Source organism: Aliiglaciecola aliphaticivorans (genome assembly GCF_054782055.1).
Window position 1 is genome coordinate 164,305 of sequence record NZ_BAAGTF010000010.1, and the last position, 20,932, is coordinate 185,236.

Here is a 20,932-nt window from a genome sequence, read left to right on the forward strand (position 1 = left end):
AAGTCAGTTGTTACAGGATTTAAAGGCTAAATGATTTTTCCTATCATAATAATTTTAATCGTCTCGTTAGTTGTGGTTGCAATTGTGGTAAACGCATTGCAACAGCACAAAGAAAAAATCGAGGCTGAAAAACGGACTGAGATTGCCAAACAAAAATCGGTAATTGATGAGACGGAAGATATCCTAATGACTGTCGATACGATTCCTGTATCTCAACGTTTAGTGGCTGTGTTACAAAATCGAATTCTAAATGCCCTCAAAATTATGTATGAGCTCAACCCTGGTATTCCGGAGTTAAAACAGCGGATAAAACAGAGCCAAGACCGTTTAAAAATGGTTGATATGGAATCCCCGCCTCCAAGTCACGATAACTTTGTTTTACCTGATAGTGACAAGATGGTGATTCAATATATTCAAGCTGTGAAAAAATTTCGTTCGCTGTTGCGTTCAGAGCATGCGAAGGGAAAAGTCGACACCCAATTATATAGCGTAGAAGATAGACAACTTTCCGCTCTGCAAATTAAAGTGAATGTAGAAACATTGGCGAAACGGGGTAACACCGCGTTACAATCCAATATGTTAGGCTCCGCTCGTCAATACTTTGAAAAGGCCATTGCCGCTCTGGAAGCACAAAACCAACCTGACCAATACAATATTGAGCGTAAAGCGGCCCTAGAAGATCGCTTAAAAGTTATTCAAGATAACCTACGCAATGCCAATGCTAAAGACAGGCAGAAAAAGCAAGAAGAAGAAAGAGACGAACTAGATGAGTTATTTGCCCCTAAGAAAAAGTGGTAATATCGTTTTCACCTTTTTCCATCAACAACTGCCACAGTGTTTCAGCTGGCACCGACAGAGACTTTCGAGACGCCTTAACCATCCCTATTCGACGGATGAGGTTCTCACCTTCAATGGGTAGACATACCAGCTCAGTATGACTAAATTGTTGCTGACAAATGCCCGGCACAACGGATACACCAATATCTTGCTTAACGCACTCCCCTAAGGTTGCCAATTGGTTTGCCTCCGCCACTATATTCAAATTAATGTGATTTGTACGGGCAAAATTTTCAATCCATTTTCGTACAGACGATCCTCGGTTCAACACCACAAATGGATACTCACATAATTGTTGCCAAGTGACTTTTGCACTTGTTGAAAGTGGATGGTTTGCGGCAACTACGGCGATGAACTTATTGGTCATTAGAGGATAGAAATCTAAGCCGTCCAACTGATCATTCTCAAAAGTAAAGCCAATTTCGGCACGACCCTCGCGCACGGAATCAATCACATTTTCCATCACAACGTCACGAATGGTTAAGTTAATATCTTGCCAGCGCTGATGGAAAGACTTTAATACCCCCGGTAAAATACTACTCGCAAAAGATGGCATAGCTGCAATTGTTAGCCGCCCCCTTTGCATGGCAAACAAATCTTGCATATCGGCAATGGCCGTTTCCCAATCGTGCATTAAACGTTTAGCAATAGGTACAAATTCTTTGCCTTCATGGCTTAATTGAACTTTGCGAGTAGTACGTGAAAATAATGCCCCTCCCAAAAACTCTTCTAATTTCTTGATGGAGGTAGATAAAGCGGGTTGTGAAAGATGTACTTTTTCCGCTGCTTCAGCAAACGTACTAGAGCGAGCTAATGTAATAAAACACTGCAATTGTTTATAGGACAACATGTTCGCACCAATTAATAAATAAAACTTATTAATAAGCATATTAAATCAATTTTACTTTAATTCAAGTTGGATTAATACTAAGTTAAATTTTTGTAAAGAAGAGGCTTTTATGAGCGGATTTAATAAAGTTGTTACCAGCTATGAAGACGCGTTAGCAGGCTTGCAAGACGGTATGACTGTGATTGCCGGTGGATTTGGTTTGTGTGGCATACCGGAAGGATTAATTGCCCAGATCAAAAAAATGGGAACCAAAGATCTTACCGTTGTTTCAAACAACTGTGGCGTAGATGGGTTCGGTTTAGGCTTGTTGCTTGAAGATAAACAAATTAGCAAAATGATTTCCTCTTACGTAGGAGAAAATGCCCTATTTGAAAAGCAACTATTAGATGGAGAATTAGAGGTTGAACTGACTCCGCAAGGCACTTTGGCTGAAAAAATGCGCGCCGGTGGAGCTGGGATCCCTGCATTTTATACGGCAACGGGTTACGGTACTCCGGTAGGTGAAGGCAAAGAAGTTAAAGAATTTAATGGTCGCCCTTATATATTGGAAGAGTCAATTACCGGAGATTTTGCTATCGTTAAAGCTTGGAAAGCAGATATTTTTGGAAATTGTATTTACCGTCATACAGCCCAGAATTTTAATCCTATGGCAGCAACTGCGGGGAAAATCACCATAGTTGAAGTAGAAGAAATTGTGCCACCTGGTGCTATTCCACCAAGTCAAATTCACACCCCTGGTATCTATGTAAATAGAGTGATTAAAGGTGAATTTGAAAAACGCATTGAACGTCGTGTTGTTGCAACAACCAAAGGAGATATCTAATGGCTTTATCGCGAGATCAAATTGCTATGCGCGTAGCTCAAGAATTTCAAGACGGAGATTATGTTAATCTCGGCATTGGTATTCCAACACTAGCGGCCAATTATGTGCCTGAAGATATCGCTGTAATGTTGCAGTCTGAAAATGGCCTTTTAGGCATGGGTCCCAACCCAACAGAAGAGCAGCTAGACGCAGATATGATAAACGCTGGAAAAGAAACCGTCACAACAATCACCGGAGCATCAATTTTCAACTCAGCTGAAAGCTTTGCGATGATCAGAGGTGGCCATGTAGATTTCACTGTATTAGGTGCTTTTGAGGTGGATACAAGTGGTAATATCGCGTCTTGGATGATCCCTGGAAAACTAATAAAAGGTATGGGCGGGGCAATGGATTTAGTAGCAGGTGCTAAAAATATCATTGTAACAATGACTCATGCAGATAAATATGGCAATTCAAAATTATTGGAAAGTTGTACCCTCCCACTTACTGGTGTGAATTGCATCAATAAAATTATTACCGATTTAGCCGTAGTAGAAGTTAAAGACGGCGCATTTCATTTATTAGAACTTGCTCCTGGCGTTTCTGTTGATGAAGTGAAAGAAAAAACTGCTGGTAAATTAGTGGTCAGCGATGCAGTAAAAGAAATGGTATTTTAAGTCGCGTTTTAAAGTGTCATTGAGGGATATGTTCCCTGCCCTCAACGACACTATTTTACATGCAAGCTCCTCCCTTTGAATGTTTGCTATAATCCTTTGATTTGCCCCTTTTTGTCCCCTCTCAATTAACTTAATTTGATTACTTTTAATCCAGGTTCAATTACAATCCTACTAAAAGGCCACGATTATTTTTAAACAACCATTAGTTTGAGATTTATGTTGAAAAAAGGAATATTAAGCACAGCGTTGTATTGGGTATTTGTTTTTCCGTGTTTTGCAAATAAACAAATGATTGCCATGCCTATTCAAGATAAGTTGCAAGAAGCTAGAGATTATTTATCTGTGTTACCAGAGAGATCATTGGCTATTTTAAGTAACAAAGAGCATTTATTGCGCATCAGCAACCATGAAATTTTAGCCGATTGGTATGATGCAAAAATGATTGCGTCAATCAGAGTCGCAGACTTAGATCAAATTCAAGATGCACTAATTCATCTTAGCAAACTACAAAACACTGACTTTTCCAAAACAAACCGGACAACCTGGTTAAATGGCCTTGGCATTTGGATGCGTAAGTCAGGATTCTTACTGGATGCCAAAATAAGTTACCTGTGTAGCGCTAACAATAACAGCACGGAAGTGGGTAAAGTCATACCCATAATGAATTTAGCTATTGTGGAACTAAGATTGGGTAATACTCAAACAGCAAGGATATTATATGAGCTTGCCCTAGGAATAGCAGAAAAACACGAACTCGCATCGGTATTTGCTATTGTTGAAAATGGGCTCGGAAATATCAGTTTAATCGAAAAAAAATATCCACAAGCACAAGTACATTTCAGTGAAGCTTTAAAACTCAATGAAAAACTCCAACGTCGTTCTGGTGAAGTATTATCAGGGGAAAATCTATTATTAAGTTTTTTGTATCAAGATAAATTAGATTTATTCGCCCGTCTATCTGATCGTATAAAGCGAAAATTAAAACGTTCTCAAAGCGGCAGTCGGACTGCTTACTTTGCAATATTAAAAGCCATTTATGAAGCGAGAATTGATAGTACTAAAATAGCTGCATCAACCGACACTATAAGCGCTAATATGACGTTATTAAAAGATAAAGCCCTGAGAGATGTTCTGGCAGAACTTATCGGTACCTATGGTTTAGCTTGGCAAGCTGAGATACCAATTAAAAATGAAGTACAGCGAGATAGCTTAAAAACTTTATATCCAATGTGTAATTGGGAGAAGTTTTCGGATGATAATTACATCTCTGTGTTAATATCTCAACTAGCTCAATTCCAAGACTTAAAAGAGAACTAACCTTGCAATTTAATGATTTCCCCTTAGACCATCGAATTTTAAAAGCCTTAGAAGTAAAAGGCTTTCAAGAAGCCACCGAAATCCAGGCAAAAGCCATTGGACAAGGCTTGCTAGGCAAAGATTTACTTGCTTCATCTAAAACTGGGTCGGGGAAAACACTAGCGTTTTTAATTCCAGCGCTGCAACGGGTTTTTAAACAACGAGCGTTAAGTAGAAAAGATCCCAGAGTATTGATTCTAGCGCCAACTAGAGAGTTAGCTAAACAAGTATTTATGCAGCTCAAATGGTTGATTGCCAATCAAAATATTTTTGCCACCCTCATTTTAGGCGGTGAAAATTTTAATGATCAGGTGAAAGCCCTTAAACGAAACCCGCAATTTGTGGTAGGGACAGCGGGCAGAATAGCGGATCATGTTAAAGGCAAAAGTCTATATTTGAATGGTCTTGAACTACTTATCCTAGATGAAGCAGACCGCATGTTAGATCTCGGGTTCGCCGATGAGTTAAAATTAATAGACCGCTGTGCAGATCATAGAAAGCGCCAAACAATGATGTTTTCTGCCACATTAGACTCAGCAGAATTGCATTACTTAACAGAACGTATGTTGAATGCACCGCAACGCATAAGTGTCGGTGACTCTAGAGAACAACATCTCGACATCGAACAACAATTTTACTTAGCAGATCATTTAGATCATAAAATTTTACTGCTCAAAAAACTGCTAAAAAATGCCGACAACAAGCAAGTAATTGTATTTACTGCCACCAGAGAAGATACCGAGAAATTATCATTACTATTAACGGCTGATAACATAGATAGTGCAGCCTTGAGCGCGAGTTTAACTCAATCTCAACGTAGTAATATTATGAACTCATTTAGTCGTGGTCAACATCAGGTATTGGTTACCACGGATGTGGCCTCGCGGGGCTTAGATTTACGTAAAGTCGAATGGGTTATCAACTTCGATCTGCCTAAATTGGCAGACGAATACATTCATAGAATTGGACGCACGGGCCGAGCAGGCAGTAAAGGTAATGCAGCCTCTCTTGTTGGCCCTAAAGATTGGCAGAGTTTTATTGCCATCAAGGGTATCTTACAACAAAGCATAAGTTTCAGTGAGTTTGAGGGGCTTGAAGGAAAATTCAAAGGACTTAAACCTGCTAAGCAAAAAGCATTAAAAGGTGCCGTACAGAAAAAAACCAAAAAAGTAGCACAACAAAGCACGCCTAAACCACAAAAACGGATCCGTTCCCAAGAAGGCGTTGATGTAGGTCACATTCCCATGCGTAAAAAAGCCCGACCTACCGAGCCTGAAGATTAAGAGAATCGAAATCCCATGCAAGTTGAAGATATAAGAGTATTTATACCCAGTTTAGATTATGAAAACTCCATAGGTTTTTATCAACAATTGGGATTCGATTGTGAATTCGCCAGCGATGATCTAACTTTGTGCAAAAATGGGGAATGTTATTTTTTTATTCAACGTTTCTATAATCAACAGTTAGCCGAAAATTTGATGCTACAGATATGTGTAGAGGATATCGAACAAGCCTACTCTCTTGCTCAAAATGCCGAACACAAGACAAAACTATCGGAAATTCAAACTGAGTCCTGGGGTCAGGTGTTTTATCTCTGGGGGCCGGTTGGCGAGTTGCTCCACATAACCCAACTCAATCATTTATGAAATTAATCTCTTGAAATTTAGACCTGATCTGACGAAAACCACTTTATCTATACCTTGAATTTCATCTAATTCTAATTAGGAATTGAGTATCTGTTCCTATTTGAATTGGTTTTGATTCCTTTATTGTCCGTTCAGCTATCGCAAAAAGCCGCTTTCACAGGCATTAAGCATGTTCATGTAAACTGATGTTTCGACCACCTAAATAACCAAACACACCGCATAACAAACTCGCTAAGGCGCATAGCCACAAGACCGGTGCCCAACTGCTGAAATACGAATGTAACCCCCCGGCAAACATTGGGCCTATAGCTGCCAATAAATAACCAATGCACTGTGCCATTCCAGATAACGAAGCCGCTTGTCTTGAATTGTGGGTGCGCAAACTGATGTAAGACAAACCTAAGATAAAAATAGCTCCAGAGCAAAAACCTAACGTGGCAGACCAGACCAAAGCAAAACTAGGTAGATACAGTAACCCTAAGGCACATAGGAATCCTAAAATAGCTAACAATAGCGCCAGTATTTTTTGATCTTTTAGTTTAGATAATAATGGTATTAAGATAATTCCAGGTACAGCTGAACCTATTAAAAATACGCCGTGATAGACAGCCGCTTTTTGCGCTTCCTGCCCTCCTTCGATCAATATATTAGGTAACCAAGCAATTATTATATAAGTAAAAAAAGAATTGAGACCAAGACACAAGGTCACATACCACGCAATGGCATGATGCCAAATCTTCCCTTTAGTGAAAGACTGGGTAAGATCTTTGGTAGGCTTGGTATGTAATTTTAACTGAGGTAACCAAACTATAAGGCCCAATAATGTGATTAAAGCATAACTGGCTAGGGCCATTTTCCAGCCGAAATCCTGATAAGCAGCCAATGGAATGATCACAGCAGAGTAACTGCCTCCAAACACTCCCATTGCTAATACATATGCTGAGGTCATAACCGCTACTTTATGGGGAAAGTCTCGTTTAATTAAACTGGGTAATAACACGTTACCTATGGCGATTCCTATACCAATGACTGCAGTACCTAGGTAAAGAATAATCACTGAGTCGAACAAGCGAATACCAAGTCCAAAACCGATTAAGGCCAGCGCAACAAATAAGGATATTTCAAGGCCATATCGTTTCGCTAAACTTGGAGCCAACGGCGAAGCAACAGCGAATGCCAGTAACGGTAATGTGGTTAACATCCCCGCCTGCGAAGCTGTTAGTTGGAAACTATCAATAACTTGATCTAATACTGGACCAATTCCAGTAATGGGGCCCCGCAGATTGGCAGCGATCAAGAAAATGCCTAGTATTAAAATGGCAGAGGAAAAAAGGGAGCGAGTAGATGGCATTGAGTTCATTACAACAATTAACAATTAAATCGAAAGATGAATAATAACAGACATTTATACACCCAACAGCAGTTTCCAAGACTAACGGTGTAATAAGTTAAACAGCTTGTATTACAATTACTTTGTTTTCTTCGCTGCTAAATAACTAATTTCAAAACGCATTAGATGAACCCGAATTCAATTGCATGGAATAATGCCAAAGCACTCTAGTGTTGGCTGATTTGGGCGTATTTTGCACCCAGCAAGCTGATCATATCATCGGCTGCTAATTCAATTTCTAACCCCCTTCGCCCGGCACTGACGAAAATCGTTGGAAATTTTTGAGCATTGCCATCAATAATGGTTTTCAGCCGCTTCTTCTGGCCTAAAGGGCTCACGCCCCCTATAACATAACCCGTAGTTCGCTCCACGTCGGCTTTATTGGCCATCTGAGCTTTTTTTACGCCCAGAGCTTTGGCCATTAACTTCATATTTAAACTGGTATTGACGGGTAAAATGGCGACAGCTAATTCTTTACCATCAAACTCCACTACCAAAGTTTTAAACACCTGCTCCTCATCTAAACCGAGCTTTTCAGCAGCCTCTAAACCGAAAGATTTAGCATCTGCGTCATGCTGATATTGATGAACAGTAAATTGAATTTTACGTTTTTTGGCCAGGTTGATTGCCGGTGTCATTTTCCAATACTCATTCTATTAAGTAAGTTACCAATTAGGCTTCGCCATTCCCCAGATTACGAGCTTGCATATATTCAGCTAATAGGTTTGCCATGGGATCTGTACTATTGGTTAAGCCTGATAACACGCCAACTTGATCTTCATGACTACGATGTTGCCCCAGCTTTTCTTTTCCTAGAACGTCATTTACTTCAAGTTTAAAACCGATCACAGCTTGACGCAGACGATGTTGAAACCCCTCGGGCATTGTGACCTCATCTTTCAATAGACTGGGTTCGTAGTGAGATACCAATTGGTGCATTCTTATGGCTGTCTCACTTTCGTCCAACAAATGAATATCACCATAACAATGAACGGCCACATAATTCCAGGTTGGCACTGCGGGTTTCTTATCATACCAGCTAGGTGAGATATAAGCATGAGGCCCGTTAAACACGACTAGTGCACGGGTATTATCAATGGTTTTCCAGTGTGAATTGGCCTTCGCCATATGGGCATACAACCAAAGCTTACCGTTTTCGTCTAACTCACAAACAAAGGGTAAATGAGTAGCATTTAAATCGGCGGTTACCAACAGTCCAAAGCTATTTTGTGCAATGATATTTTGCAACTCACCGAGATCTGTCAGTTGAAAATGTTTCTCAACATGCATGAATAGCTTTCCTTAGATCACATTATCACTATCGAACATAAAAAAGCCCCTTACGGGGCCCTTATATAGATTTATCAATCTATGGAATTAATATTCCCACCACGCTTCTTGCCACCACTCTAAAAACTCTTCGAAATCGATGAACCCGTCGTTGTTTTCATCAATAAGGGAGAACCCTTCTTGCACATGGCTCGCTTTCGTTTTTGGCGAAAGAATGGTTAAAAGTTCAATAAACTCAGGTAAATCAATTTGACCGTTTTTATCATGGTCAAAAAAATCGAACTCTTTGCGAATTTCAGCAATTTTGCTGTCATCCAATGGTGTTTTGTCGGTCATATTTAAGTCTTATAATACTTACTAAATTAATTCAAACATCAGTTTAACGCGATATAACTGCGTCTGTCTATGCTGACTTACCTGCTGCTATGCGTCTTTCTCTGCGCTCAGCGGCTTTCTGTTGTCGACGGAGTTTTGTTGCCTTTCTCGCTTCTGATCCCACATGTTCTTCATTTCGCTCTTTAGCCAAATTCACCTGCTTCTCACGCTCACGAAAACGTGCTATTTGCTCTTCTGTATGTTTGCCAAAACACTTAGGGCAACTTACCCCTGGTTCATACTCTGGCGTCTGTTTATCTTCTTCAGTAATAGGTAAACGACAAGCATAACAGGCTTCGTAATGGCTCTTTTGCAATTTATGATCAACCGCCACGCGGTTATCAAAGACAAAACAATCCCCTTTCCACATGGTATTTTGTTCGGGAACGTCTTCTAAATATTTTAAGATCCCACCCTCTAAGTGATAAACCTCTTCAAATCCCTGTTCTTTCATAAACGCAGTCGATTTCTCACAACGAATACCACCTGTGCAGAACATAGCAACTTTCTTATGTTTTTTAGGATCAAGATTATCAGCAACGTACTGTGGAAACTCTCGAAATGAGTCAGTTTTAGGATTGACTGCGTTTTCGAACGTCCCGATCTCAATTTCATAATCGTTGCGAGTATCGATAAGTAACACCTCTGGATCGGATATTAACGCGTTCCAGTCGGCAGGTTTCACATAAGTCCCTACTGTTTTTTGCGGGTCAATTCCTTCAACGCCCATAGTGACAATCTCTTTTTTGAGTTTCACCTTGGTGCGGTAGAACGGCTGCACGTCGTCCAGAGATTCTTTACAGGAAATGGGGTTGATGCGGATATCACTATTGAGGTAGGCAATGAGACTATCAATGCCTTCCCGAGTACCAGATACCGTGCCGTTAATACCTTCACTAGCAAGTAGCAAAGTTCCTTTGATATTGTGACTTTCTAACACGTCAAGGAGTGGCTGACGCATTTCTTTATAATTTTCAAGCGCAACGAATTTGTACATTGCGCAAACAATGAATTTAGACATATTTTACCTTTTTGCGAATTGGAACGTAAAACCAAAGCATATTTTTGCGGCGCGGATTATACCAACTAGTAATAATTTTGCAAAAACCATAATTTCATTAAGGTTAAATATAACTAATCAATTCATTCCATTTAAAATATCGTAGAGTTTGGTTTCATCTACATCAATTTTGCTTGCTTCATTGCAATGGAATCGTTGTTGAGTTTGAAAACCACAATTAATAATCACTTCGGGTTCAATTCTTTTCGCATCATTCAAGGTGGCCAATGGCTGGGGATGCATTTTTTGCCAAAGAATAGCGTCACTGATATTTTGTGTCATTAGCTCACTTGTGGTGCGCGCAAATGACCAGTCTCGGGGTTCTGCTTCAAGTGGCGTTTGCGGATAGTGGTGTTTGCTAATACTACTAGGAAAATGGCTAGGCTCATGGTCTTCGTCATGAATGTTTGGGCGTTGCAGATAATTGTCTTCCAACATTGCCAATAACAATGCGAACTTTTCCCCTTGCTGCAAGGCACGATTGAGGGTTCCAGACCATTCAAGATCGGATGCAACCACTTTAGATTCTGGGGTAATTTCAACAGCCAAAGTATTTTCCTTTTAATCTACTTTTTATCGTTAATTAAAAAAAAATCTTTAATTCTATTTACAGACTCAATTTTCCTGTTAGTATACGCGCCTCTTTGGAGGGGTACCCAAGCGGTCAACGGGAGCAGACTGTAAATCTGCCGGCTCAGCCTTCGCAGGTTCGAATCCTGCCCCCTCCACCACTTTTCTTTAAACGACATCCGTTTAAACTCAAATCGCAAAAATAAATTTTTCCCTGAAGGGGCCGGACGAGAAGCTGCGATCCGCAGTTCGACTATTTTGTCTGGAACAAAATAGAACATGCGCAGCATGGCCCGAAGGGCGTAGGACAGGATGTCCGAAGTCATCCTGCCCCCTCCACCACTTTTCTTTAAACGACATCCGTTTAAACTCAAATCGCAAAAATAAATTTTTCCCTGAAGGGACCGGACGAGAAGCAGCGATCCGCAGTTCGACTATTTTGTCTGTCCTTGTTGTGTAACCCAGGCAGGTAACTTTTTTATTCAATGGCTTTTTCCGCCTTACTCGGTTAAGGTGAAAGAAAGTAACGTTTCTGATGAATTTCAATCAGCTGTGAGTATTCCATGGATTATTGCCGTCCTTTTCAAAAAATAATAAAAACTGTTGGAACCTGCGTTTGCATAATTGCATTATCTGCCTGTGTGAGTAACGACAATCCCTGCGAAGAAATTTTGGAAGTTAAACAACAACATCAAGATTGTGAAAGACTGCGTAAAGTCATGCAAAAAACAGATTATCCTCAGCAAGCGCTAACGGCTAAGCTCAGATATGAAGAGGCTTGTGTTAACTTGCGTTACTATCGCGATGAGTTTGATACAATTTGCAAAAAAGATGGCACGCCCATTGGTCAAAAACCAAAAGAACAATGAGCAGATTGGACTGAGAATACGGGTGATCTACCTAATTGCCAAAAATGTGAATTAGGTAGGCCAAAGGACAGTTAATTTTAGATGATTGCATCACCTTGCCAGCTGATTATCTTCCCATCCAACCGCCATCAACTAGCAGAACAGTACCGTTGACATAACTAGACGCCTCAGAAGCTAAGAATACAGCCGGCCCTTTAAAGTCCTCAGGGGTTCCCCATCGATTTTGAGGAATGCGTTCGAGGATACTGGCAGCACGAGCTGGATCATTGCGTAGAGCTTCCGTATTGTCGGTATCGATAAAACCTGGTGCAATGGCATTAACGTTCACTCCTTTACCCGCCCATTCATTCGATAAGGCTTTAACTAATTGGCCAATGGCGCCTTTACTGGCGGCATAGCCAGGAACCGTAATGCCACCTTGAAAGGTCAATAAAGAAGCGGTAATGATGATTTTCCCTTGACCTCGAGCAACCATTTCCTTACCAATTTCACGGCTTAAAATAAATTGAGAATTTAAATTGACGTCAATTACTTTATCCCAAAGTTCATCACCATGCTCAGCGGCCGGTGCGCGTAATATCGTACCAGCATTATTCACAAGAATATCAATTTGGGGGAAGTCCGATTTAACCTCGTCGATAAATTTGTACAGTGCTTTACGGTCTGAAAAGTCACATTGATAACCTTTAAACTTTTGGCCAAGAGCATTCACTTCTTGTTCTACTTCTGAACCTTGTCGCTCTAAACTTGCTGAAACACCAATAATGTCAGCGCCAGCAGCGGCAAACCCTAACGCAATTGCTTTGCCTATTCCTCGCTTACAGCCGGTTACTAAAGCAACTTTTCCTTCTAAACTAAATTGATCTAACATTTACTCTTCCTAATAATAAATCTCATTTAAGTTAATTTTTCAGTAACCTTTTATCAAACACCATCGTAACTTGTTGTTTTAACAATTTTACCGGCTTTATCTCGTAAGATAGATATCCACCTCGCTTGGCCATGAATATCGCCGTAGGCTATTTTATTGTCACTAGAGTATAAAAAGGTTTCAACGAACTGTTTTGACGTAATTTCAACGCCAATACAGTTTTCTCCTTTAAGGGATCGTATTGAAATATCACGATTCTGGTCTGATTGAATTGCATCTTTAGGTTGGAAAACGTTCAAGAAATAGGTGTTCTTACTTTTTTCCTGATTTTCAATTAACAGAGTTTTTAAACTAATTCTTCGTATGTCGTCGGGCCGTTGAGGAGTCATGATCTCTTCAACTAACGTCTCGTCAATTTTTGTCTTACGGGCTTCCGGAAATACTGTAAACACATTCAAGGCCCCTTCTCCATTGACTATCTCAAACTGATTTTCAGCAATTTTATGGGCATACTTTTCAGAGTGAATTCGCCATGTATAGGTATGTTCCAACTGACTTTCCAATTCATCTAATAAAATGAAATACCCACACTCACTGTTAATAATATGCCTGGCGTTACGGGTAAGTTGCATTTCTGGGTAGTACATACGACTGGATTCACCAACGACATAGGTATAACCACCTTCATTAGAAAAAGCTTCCACTTGGGCAATGGCCTCTTCCGGCACATCTCGCCAAACGTTATGGATTCCTTTGCAGTTTAAATCAAAAAGTACAGGGTCACTCAAATCCCCTTCTTCCCATATTTTTTCACCTACGCAGCCGGTACCATCCACGGTCACCAGATTATGAATTTCAGCCTTAGATGTTCGATTGTAGCCTTCATCAATCACTAAAGAGGCGCCATTATGCACCAATACAAATTGATTAAAATCTACATGATAATGAGTAAGGCTACGGGTCTTCCAATCGTTCTTTTTATCCAGCTCCCAACTCATTTCCCATTGTTTATGACCTCCAGCAGGACTCGATTTAAAGGATAAATGGGTAGCATCCGTATCCCAACTTGAGCGCATCACTACCAGTCCAAGATCAGGAAAATATTTAGTGAGGGGTAAATTTTCCGGTGATTGCTGCTCTATTTCAGGGTTGTACCATATCAATTCAAGAAACGCCTCAGGCAGGATCCCAGGAAAAATTTTACTTTGATAGGCTTCTCTAAACAGAAATTTAGTCCGGACCATTTCCCCTAACCACTGCGCTTGGCCATTGTTGTACTCTGATGCAATCTTGTAATAGGCACAAATGGAATGGGAACTGCGCTTGTCGTGTACATCAGCAAAGTTAATATTTTCTTCCCAATTCGGCGCTGATTGGTACAGGCGGTAGTCAAATGTATTTTCCATAAAGCCGGTTTTAAAGTGATCCGTGCCGCCATCTTTGCGGATCAGATCAGCGGCGACTAAGAAGAAGTTCATTGCAAATCGCCAATATCCTGTACCTTCGTAGTTAGAGCCATCTTCAGGTAAATAATCAAAAACTTTGTCGAAGTTATCCTTAATTTCGTCAATCCATAGCTGTGCACCTTCATGCTCAGGGCGAATAGCATAAGCCGTGGTCAACAATCCTGAATAATTTATCCAGTTATGATTCTGCCAATAATTTGTAGACCAACAATGGCCAAGGTTTTCTTGACCATAGTCGAATATTTTATTTCCCTGTAAAATTAGTTTGTTAAGAAACTTAGTGCGCTCCTCTTCCGTTAGATGATCTTTGAGCCAGTCGTAAGATAATCCTAGTCCAAACAACATCCACGACGCACTAAGGTCAACATCCACGAGGAAACCATATCCCCATACATCGTAATCTACGGCGGTGAAAATCCAACGCTTCGCCTCAATCAGATAATGCTCCTGTTCAGTCAGCAAGTACGCCAAACTTAAATTTGCAGCGGCCATTCCCATATAGGTAATACTGGTTTTGGGATGGTCTTTTGAAAGTACCTCATCTTCATACAACCGACACTGCTCAATAAGACGAGTCAAATGCTCTTTGCGAGTGGTCTTAATCTCAGCCTTAAGGGCATCGAGTTGTTCGTTGATAAGCAAATAGTTCATGGTTTCTTCCTGTAATCAAAATTCATTTTCATAGATAAGCTGCAAGCTGTTAAATAATCATTCGCCATCAATTAACCTAAGACGGAGGGGATTTAACTTGCCTAACTGATGATCTGCCGGCTCTAAGCATTAACGCACTGATGACTCCAATAATGATTGCAAGCACCAGTATCGCGATTCTGCCTTCTAGTGGATTTGGGATAAGCAACATTAACGCGATAAACCCTGTTACTGCCGCGCCAAACTGACCTATTGCGGTTAATTGACTTAAATCATTCCCCTCTCCAATTTCTTTTTCAAAATCGATTGGTGTTTTCATGTTTTTGAAAAACAAATCAACCATTTTGCGATGTGCGGAGTTGGCATCTGGTGCAAACAACATAGAGATTAGAAAGCCAAATGTGCCTGTACCCAACACCCCAAAAAATTGCTGTTGGAAGTTCCAATCAAACCCATCGCTATAAGCTTGGGAAAATCCAAAGTAACTTAAGGGAACTTCGAAGAATGCCAAACTAGAAAATATTAACGCGCAAGCGATAGAAGACAGTGCTGCCCACCATGGTGTTTGCCGAATAAACATGCCAAGCAACAGCGGAATTGTAATGGGCATAGATAGCAGAGTGCCCACCTGTAACATGATCTCAAAAATGCCTGAACCATCTTGTTGTGCAAAATACAGAGCTAAAATAACAATTAGAAAGCCCATCACCCAAGTTAACATCCGCCCGTAGTTTAAGAGTTCCAACTCCCCTTTAGACCGCCAGCGTAATCTGCGAGCCAGTTTTGGATAGATATCTTTAATTAAAATGGCTACATTCGTATTCAAACCTGTATCCATAGAACTCATAGTTGCAGCAAGAATAGCCACGACTATCAAGCCAACCAATCCCAGCGGTAACAAGCTAATGCTAGCCACGGCGTAACTGGCCTCTGCCGGTTTAGCAATATCAAAGGCCATTACCAGTTCGGGATAGAGAAGTCGCGCGGTTATTGGTGGTAAAAACCAAATCAGACTGCCTAATAACATTAATATTGAACAAAACAAGGCCGCTTTGCGGGCTTCCTTACCATCTTTTACAGAAAAGTAACGTGGTGCAGCATTCATAGAATTAAACACAATGAATTGTTTTGCCATCATTGCACTAGCCCAGCCCCAAGTGTACGCCCCTCCAAATAAAGTCGCAGAATTGACCATGCTATATTCTTCACTGAGACCTTGTGCTTCTATTTCTGCAAATAAATTGCCCACGCCCCCAAGTGCATCCAAACACAACCAAGCAACAATTAGGGTTAAAGGCACCAAGATTAACCCTTGTAGAAAGTCGGTGGCCATTACCGCCCAGCGACCGCCCGTTGCCGAATAGAGCAATACCACAATGCCGCACACCACTATCACGTAGTTGATGTCATAGCCAAAGACGGCGGAACAAAATATGCCCAGCCCGTAAAGTGCCATTGCGGAATATAAAATACGAATGGGGACCTCGTAGTAGGCATAAAAATCCCGGGTAGTTTCACCAAAACGACTGGCAATCGCCTCTGGAAAGGTGGTCACTCGCATTTGTCGTAACCATGGCCCCATAAACAGAAAATTAACGAAGAAGCCAAGGACGTTACCAAAGAAGATAAACATGGCGGAAAAGCCAGATTCGTAAGCGATACCTGCTGCACCTGTGAACGTCCAGGCGCTAAACGCACTCATAAAGGCGCTGCTACCCACTAACCACCAAGTGCCCTTACAGCCGCCTTTAAAATAATCATCTGTATTGGCTGAAAACTTTTTGAAAACAAAACCAACGATAATAATTAACGCTAGATAACCAATAATTACCAGGTATTCAATATTAGAAATTTCCACACTTTTCCTCTCGAAACATTATCTAACATTATCAATAAGATATAAAAACTAAAAGGTTTTACTAAAACGATTTAGTTGATTAAGTTAACATATTGTTGCAAAATGTCAATATCCGACCAATTAGTACTTTTTAAAGAAATAAATAAATGGCAAAAACAAAACTTATTGATGTGGCTAAACGAGCTGGAGTGTCAAATAGTACCGTCTCTCAATATTTGAATGGTCGTTTCGATTATATGTCAGAGAAAACAAAGTTGAGGATCCAAAAAGCCATTAGCGAACTGGATTACGTCCCCAACCCCATTGCCCGCAGCCTTAAAATGAATAAGACAAAAACCATTGGTGTAATTGTTCGCGATATAACCGGTTTTTATACGAGCCGAACCATCAGAGGCATTGACGATTACTGTAAAAATAGTGAGTACAACTTATTAATTTACAACACGGATGTGGATCCAAAGGTAGAAGCAAAATCCTTAGACACCCTTAATCAATTACGAGTAGATGGGATTATTATTGCGTCATCTGGGCAGAATACAGGTTTAATTAATCGATACAGTGATAACGGCTTACCCATAGTGCATTTCCAGTTAGAACATGATGGCCAAGAAAAGAATATTATTATTTCCGATTATCGAAAAGCGGCGTTTGAAGCAACCGAATACCTTATTCAGTTAGGGCACAAGCGAATTTGCTTTGTAACCCAAGATTTCAATCAAGTTAAGTCGCGAAAAGATCGATTTCTTGGGTATGTAGATGCCTTGCAAAAGCATGCTATTCCAATGGATCAAAGCCTCATTAAATATTGGCACCGAGAAACTGGATTTGAACAATCGCCAATAGAGTATTTACACACGGAAAATCCACCTAGCGTGTTTTTTACACAACATTTGGCCATTACTACGGAATTATTATCAGTATTGAATGCTGCTAATATCGTCATCCCTGACGATGTTTCTTTGCTAGGTTTTGATGATATACCAATGGCGGAATACTTTAAGGTGCCAATCACGGTTATCACGCAAAACCCCTACGAAATTGGACGACAAGCGACTAAGTTATTGCTAAACAACATTAACAGTAAAACCCCCACTTCGGAAAAGATCATGATCCCATGTTCTTTAATAAAAAGGTTATCTTGTAAACAAGTTTAATCATTACAGTGAGTTTTCGAGGGAGTATGGTTAAACGTAAATGATGTCTACATCTTTACTATACAATTCCTTGAGTGAAGCAATTTGCCTAAACAACGGGTTTTACGACTTTACGCTTTGCTAACGCAGTCGTCATAGAGCCACACACAACGCAAGCAGCACCTAAAATCACAAATTCATTAAGGGCAATTAAACTAAATTGCTCTGGCAGTAAGTGCTGGGCAATCACCACACTTATAAATGTAAACACGGGGCCAGTTGCAATGACCGCACTCACTTTAGCGGCGCTCCATACATTTAATGCTTCGGTAAAACAACCATAGGCAATTACCGTATTTAAACAGCAAAAAAGTAACGCAAAGCATTGCAGTTGATTCAATTCGGTTATTGCGGATAAATGTATAAAAGGGGTGAGAACGAGGATACCGATTAGGTAAATTAGTAAGGTTAATTGTTTAGCAGTAAATGACCTTAAAAGAACCTTCTGCATAAGCGCATAAGCTACCCAAGAAACAGCAGCAAGCACGACTAACAATATCCCTGCGTTATAAGCATTAATTGAAGAAAACAACCGACCTAAATTAGGACTGAAAAATAAACCCAAGCCTACGAATAATATAATAGCGCCGATTATTTCAAGGCGATTTAAGTGTTCGTTATAAAACACTATGCCACCGAGCATTAATAAAATAGGCGCTATTTGCATCACCACTTGCACAGTTTCTGGATTGACGTAATCAAGACTTTTGACGTTAGATACATAGTTTACGACTAAAGCCAATGCGGCAATTAACAAGATAAATTGAGATCTTGGCAGCTGTTTCAATATATTCGGCAACGCATTGCGACTCACTAACAACACAAACACCACAAGCCCAGCGAACAGAAAACGAATCCAAGTAATAGTCATACTATCTAGGGCTTGCAGACATATTTGCAAAAATACAGGGAGAACTCCCCACAGAACAGCCGTAATCAAAGAAAGAAAAAATCCATTTAATCTTAATCTCATATTTTTAATACCGCTAACTATTCTTGATGGTTCAATTGCGCTATTTAACCCTATTGTTATCTAAACCAAAAGTGTTTATTGCTGTTTTTAATAGTTAATTGAAAAATCTATCCCAAGGGTACGTGGATCACCTGGGTAAATGGCTAAATTCCCAGTAGTTGCCGATGCGGCATATTCTTCATCCAATGCATTTTTGGCCCACAAAGCAACGTTATACTCAACCTCTGTACCCCATTTATAAGCAATACGCGCATTAAGAATATCAGTTGCTTGACGCTTAATAAGTTCAGTGGTGGCCAAATCGTTGTATTGATCATCGGTGTAAGAGTACTGCACATTGTAAATTAATTGACCATCACCAAGCTCCTTAACATAGTTAAAGTTGACCCCATAACTCACTGGTGGTGCTTGCTTTAAGTCAAAATCTTCTTCGATAAAGAACGATGCTTCTTCAGTAATAGACGTATATTTAGCTTCTAACAAACCAACAAAGGCATCAATTGTTAAGTCATCTGTAGCCTGCCAGGTGATATTTGTTTCCAAACCATATGTTTCAACGTCACCCGCATTAATACGAGTAAATCCATTAGTAGTCGAACCACTAGTTTGTAAATCGGTATAGTCATTGTAAAAAGCATTTACATTCAAACGAAACGATTTAGATAAATCACTCTTCAATCCCACTTCGTAAGCAATAACAGATTCTTCTTGTACTGGGTCAAAACTATCTGGCGACCAACCACCTGATTTAAATCCAGTTGTAATAGAAGCATATGTCATCGCATCTTCATTAACATCATATGAAATAACACCTTTCCATGACATTTTACCCCATTGCTCACTTTGCTGTCCTTGATTCGCTCTACCTAAAGAACTCCAATAATCATCGGTCGTTTCACTGTCAAAATCTTTTTGTTCCCAAGTGTAACGAAGACCACCTGTTAGGTGCAGTTTGTCAGTCACGTTATACGTATATTGTCCAAATAAACCAACTGATTCAGTCAATAGATCGATGTTAGCACCACCAAAGAAATACTCTGTGTATTGATCTGCTTTTTCTCGGAATAAATAGACGCCTGTTACCCAACTATAATCCTCTGCATCATGAGAGAATCTAAACTCCTGGCTAAATTGATTTTGATGCACATCTTGGAAAAAAGGCTGCACAACAATGGTTAACATTCGTTGGTCCAACCTTCTATACGAAGTTAACGAATCAAACGAGATTTCATCACCAAACGAACGATGAGCTTTTAAACTCGTGCCACTTTGGTAAAGATGATTATAAAAATCACCAAGTTCGGTATCTCCATTGATTAATCCAGTGATGGGAAACTCCGACTGATTAATCGTAAATATATCCCCATCATCGTCTTCTATTTTTGAAGAATATCCTGGTTCTGAGTTGTCTCGCATAAAATCAGCAGACCAAGACAAATCCCATATGTCACCATAATATGCAAGGGCAACACGTGCGCCTATTTTATCGACATCCCCAAGGTATTCACCATTATCGGTATTTTTAATAAAGCCACGACGACTTTTACTGAATACTGATACCTGACCGGCTAATTTATCCGTTAGACCTTTGTTAACCATAAGATAGCCATCAGTCAACTGATCTGAACCTAACGACATTTTTAAAATAGTTCTATCATCAATACTTGGCTGTTTAGTGGTAACTCTGATTGCACCACCATTCGAATTACGACCGTACAAAGTCCCTTGTGGCCCCCGTAATACTTCAATTGATTCGATATCCGCTAAATCTAACAAAGCACCAGTTTGACGACCAATATAGACACCATCCACATAGATACCTACCGCAGGATCCACACCAACCCGAGATTCATCTTCACCTATGCCACGCAGAAATACTTTCATTCCACTTGCTGCCCCAACGTTTTTAGCGATATAGATATTGGGCACCGCATTGCTGATCGATAACGCATCAGTCATATTTCGCAATTCAATTTCTTCTTCACTTAACGCCGTAATAGCAATTGGAACGGTTTGCAGGTCTTCCTCTTTATATTGCGCCTTAACAGTAATTCGTTCTAACTCTTGAGCACTAACATTTTGATAGCTCAACATTACGGACGAGGCCAGAAGCAGTTTCCCGATCATCAAGCAGGTATTCTTTTTATCACATATATTCATGCTACGTTCCTTGGGGTTTGGGTTTGTGATAGAGCGTG

The 20,932-nt window shown here is 40.2% G+C and carries 20 protein-coding genes, 1 tRNA gene and 1 other RNA gene; 10 read left to right on the forward strand and 12 right to left on the reverse strand.

Translation table 11 applies throughout. The annotated features are described in order from the left end of the window. Positions 1-30 precede the first annotated feature (30 nt). The gene (locus ACYVIL_RS06065; protein ID WP_303473745.1) at positions 31-798 is read left to right on the forward strand and encodes a hypothetical protein; all 768 of its coding nucleotides are present in this window, start codon (positions 31-33) and stop codon (positions 796-798) included. Here ACYVIL_RS06065 and ACYVIL_RS06070 read toward each other — a convergent pair. Then, positions 782-1,687 carry a LysR family transcriptional regulator gene (locus ACYVIL_RS06070; RefSeq protein ID WP_303473744.1) on the reverse strand — a complete coding sequence of 302 codons (906 nt, stop codon included), beginning with the start codon at positions 1,685-1,687 and terminating at the stop codon, positions 782-784. The two genes, ACYVIL_RS06065 and ACYVIL_RS06070, sit on opposite strands and share 17 nt — an antisense overlap. A 109-nt stretch (positions 1,688-1,796) precedes the next feature. On the opposite strand from ACYVIL_RS06070, the gene ACYVIL_RS06075 reads away from it, so the two are divergent. From ACYVIL_RS06075 to ACYVIL_RS06095, 5 genes are all read left to right on the forward strand, one after another. Further along, positions 1,797-2,510, forward strand: a complete 714-nt coding sequence (locus ACYVIL_RS06075) for a CoA transferase subunit A (protein ID WP_303473743.1) — start codon at positions 1,797-1,799, stop codon at positions 2,508-2,510. After that, positions 2,510-3,166, forward strand: coding sequence for a CoA transferase subunit B (locus ACYVIL_RS06080; RefSeq protein WP_303473742.1), 657 nt, complete (start codon positions 2,510-2,512; stop codon positions 3,164-3,166). Before ACYVIL_RS06075 ends, ACYVIL_RS06080 begins: the two co-directional genes overlap by 1 nt. Before the next feature lie 216 nt (positions 3,167-3,382). After that, positions 3,383-4,483, forward strand: coding sequence for a tetratricopeptide repeat protein (locus ACYVIL_RS06085; RefSeq protein ID WP_460311904.1), 1,101 nt, complete (start codon positions 3,383-3,385; stop codon positions 4,481-4,483). A 2-nt stretch (positions 4,484-4,485) separates the two neighbouring features. Beyond that, a complete protein-coding gene (locus ACYVIL_RS06090; RefSeq protein ID WP_460311905.1) occupies positions 4,486-5,805 on the forward strand; it encodes a DEAD/DEAH box helicase in 1,320 nt (439 codons plus the stop codon). Between the two features lie 15 nt (positions 5,806-5,820). Continuing rightward, positions 5,821-6,168, forward strand: a complete 348-nt coding sequence (locus tag ACYVIL_RS06095; RefSeq protein ID WP_303473738.1) for a VOC family protein — start codon at positions 5,821-5,823, stop codon at positions 6,166-6,168. 163 nt (positions 6,169-6,331) lie between these two features. Here ACYVIL_RS06095 and ACYVIL_RS06100 read toward each other — a convergent pair whose 3' ends face one another. The 6 genes from ACYVIL_RS06100 to ACYVIL_RS06125 form a co-directional block, all read right to left on the reverse strand. Next, a complete protein-coding gene (locus ACYVIL_RS06100; RefSeq protein WP_303473737.1) occupies positions 6,332-7,528 on the reverse strand; it encodes an MFS transporter in 1,197 nt (398 codons plus the stop codon). Between the two features lie 197 nt (positions 7,529-7,725). Then, on the reverse strand, positions 7,726-8,196 hold the full coding sequence (gene ybaK / locus ACYVIL_RS06105; protein WP_460311906.1) for a Cys-tRNA(Pro) deacylase: 471 nt from the start codon (positions 8,194-8,196) through the stop codon (positions 7,726-7,728). A gap of 34 nt (positions 8,197-8,230) precedes the next feature. Beyond that, positions 8,231-8,848: an FMN-binding negative transcriptional regulator gene (locus tag ACYVIL_RS06110; protein WP_460311907.1), complete on the reverse strand. Its 618-nt coding sequence runs from the start codon at positions 8,846-8,848 to the stop codon at positions 8,231-8,233. Positions 8,849-8,935: 87 nt separating this feature from the next. Next, a complete protein-coding gene (locus tag ACYVIL_RS06115; RefSeq protein WP_460311908.1) occupies positions 8,936-9,184 on the reverse strand; it encodes an EF-hand domain-containing protein in 249 nt (82 codons plus the stop codon). A 67-nt stretch (positions 9,185-9,251) separates the two neighbouring features. Continuing rightward, a complete protein-coding gene (gene trhO / locus ACYVIL_RS06120) occupies positions 9,252-10,244 on the reverse strand; it encodes an oxygen-dependent tRNA uridine(34) hydroxylase TrhO (RefSeq protein WP_303473732.1) in 993 nt (330 codons plus the stop codon). Between the two features lie 117 nt (positions 10,245-10,361). Beyond that, positions 10,362-10,832 carry a VC2046/SO_2500 family protein gene (locus tag ACYVIL_RS06125; RefSeq protein ID WP_303473731.1) on the reverse strand — a complete coding sequence of 157 codons (471 nt, stop codon included), beginning with the start codon at positions 10,830-10,832 and terminating at the stop codon, positions 10,362-10,364. A 97-nt stretch (positions 10,833-10,929) separates the two neighbouring features. Between ACYVIL_RS06125 and ACYVIL_RS06130 the strand changes: the two genes are divergently transcribed. The 3 genes from ACYVIL_RS06130 to ACYVIL_RS06140 all read left to right on the forward strand — a co-directional run bounded on the left by ACYVIL_RS06130 (position 10,930) and on the right by ACYVIL_RS06140 (position 11,722). After that, positions 10,930-11,014 (forward strand) — tRNA-Tyr (locus ACYVIL_RS06130). A gap of 45 nt (positions 11,015-11,059) precedes the next feature. Then, positions 11,060-11,195, forward strand: a non-coding RNA gene (locus ACYVIL_RS06135) — RtT sRNA. A 221-nt stretch (positions 11,196-11,416) separates the two neighbouring features. Continuing rightward, the gene (locus ACYVIL_RS06140) at positions 11,417-11,722 is read left to right on the forward strand and encodes a hypothetical protein (protein WP_303473730.1); all 306 of its coding nucleotides are present in this window, start codon (positions 11,417-11,419) and stop codon (positions 11,720-11,722) included. Positions 11,723-11,828: 106 nt separating this feature from the next. Here the strand turns inward: ACYVIL_RS06140 and ACYVIL_RS06145 are convergent, their stop codons facing one another. From ACYVIL_RS06145 to ACYVIL_RS06155, 3 genes are all read right to left on the reverse strand, one after another. Next, a complete protein-coding gene (locus ACYVIL_RS06145) occupies positions 11,829-12,593 on the reverse strand; it encodes a 2,5-didehydro-3-deoxy-L-galactonate 5-reductase (RefSeq protein ID WP_460311909.1) in 765 nt (254 codons plus the stop codon). 53 nt (positions 12,594-12,646) lie between these two features. Then, positions 12,647-14,710 carry a DUF4962 domain-containing protein gene (locus ACYVIL_RS06150; RefSeq protein ID WP_460311910.1) on the reverse strand — a complete coding sequence of 688 codons (2,064 nt, stop codon included), beginning with the start codon at positions 14,708-14,710 and terminating at the stop codon, positions 12,647-12,649. A 76-nt stretch (positions 14,711-14,786) separates the two neighbouring features. Beyond that, positions 14,787-16,568, reverse strand: coding sequence for a sodium:solute symporter family transporter (locus ACYVIL_RS06155; RefSeq protein WP_460311911.1), 1,782 nt, complete (start codon positions 16,566-16,568; stop codon positions 14,787-14,789). Between the two features lie 146 nt (positions 16,569-16,714). Between ACYVIL_RS06155 and ACYVIL_RS06160 the strand changes: the two genes are divergently transcribed. After that, positions 16,715-17,722: a LacI family DNA-binding transcriptional regulator gene (locus ACYVIL_RS06160; RefSeq protein ID WP_460311912.1), complete on the forward strand. Its 1,008-nt coding sequence runs from the start codon at positions 16,715-16,717 to the stop codon at positions 17,720-17,722. A gap of 88 nt (positions 17,723-17,810) precedes the next feature. On the opposite strand, the gene ACYVIL_RS06165 is transcribed toward ACYVIL_RS06160, so the two are convergent. Together ACYVIL_RS06165 and ACYVIL_RS06170 are read right to left on the reverse strand one after the other, a co-directional pair. Continuing rightward, positions 17,811-18,734: a DMT family transporter gene (locus ACYVIL_RS06165; protein WP_460311913.1), complete on the reverse strand. Its 924-nt coding sequence runs from the start codon at positions 18,732-18,734 to the stop codon at positions 17,811-17,813. Between the two features lie 87 nt (positions 18,735-18,821). Next, positions 18,822-20,894, reverse strand: a complete 2,073-nt coding sequence (locus ACYVIL_RS06170; RefSeq protein ID WP_460311914.1) for a TonB-dependent receptor — start codon at positions 20,892-20,894, stop codon at positions 18,822-18,824. Between the last annotated feature and the right edge of the window lie 38 nt (positions 20,895-20,932).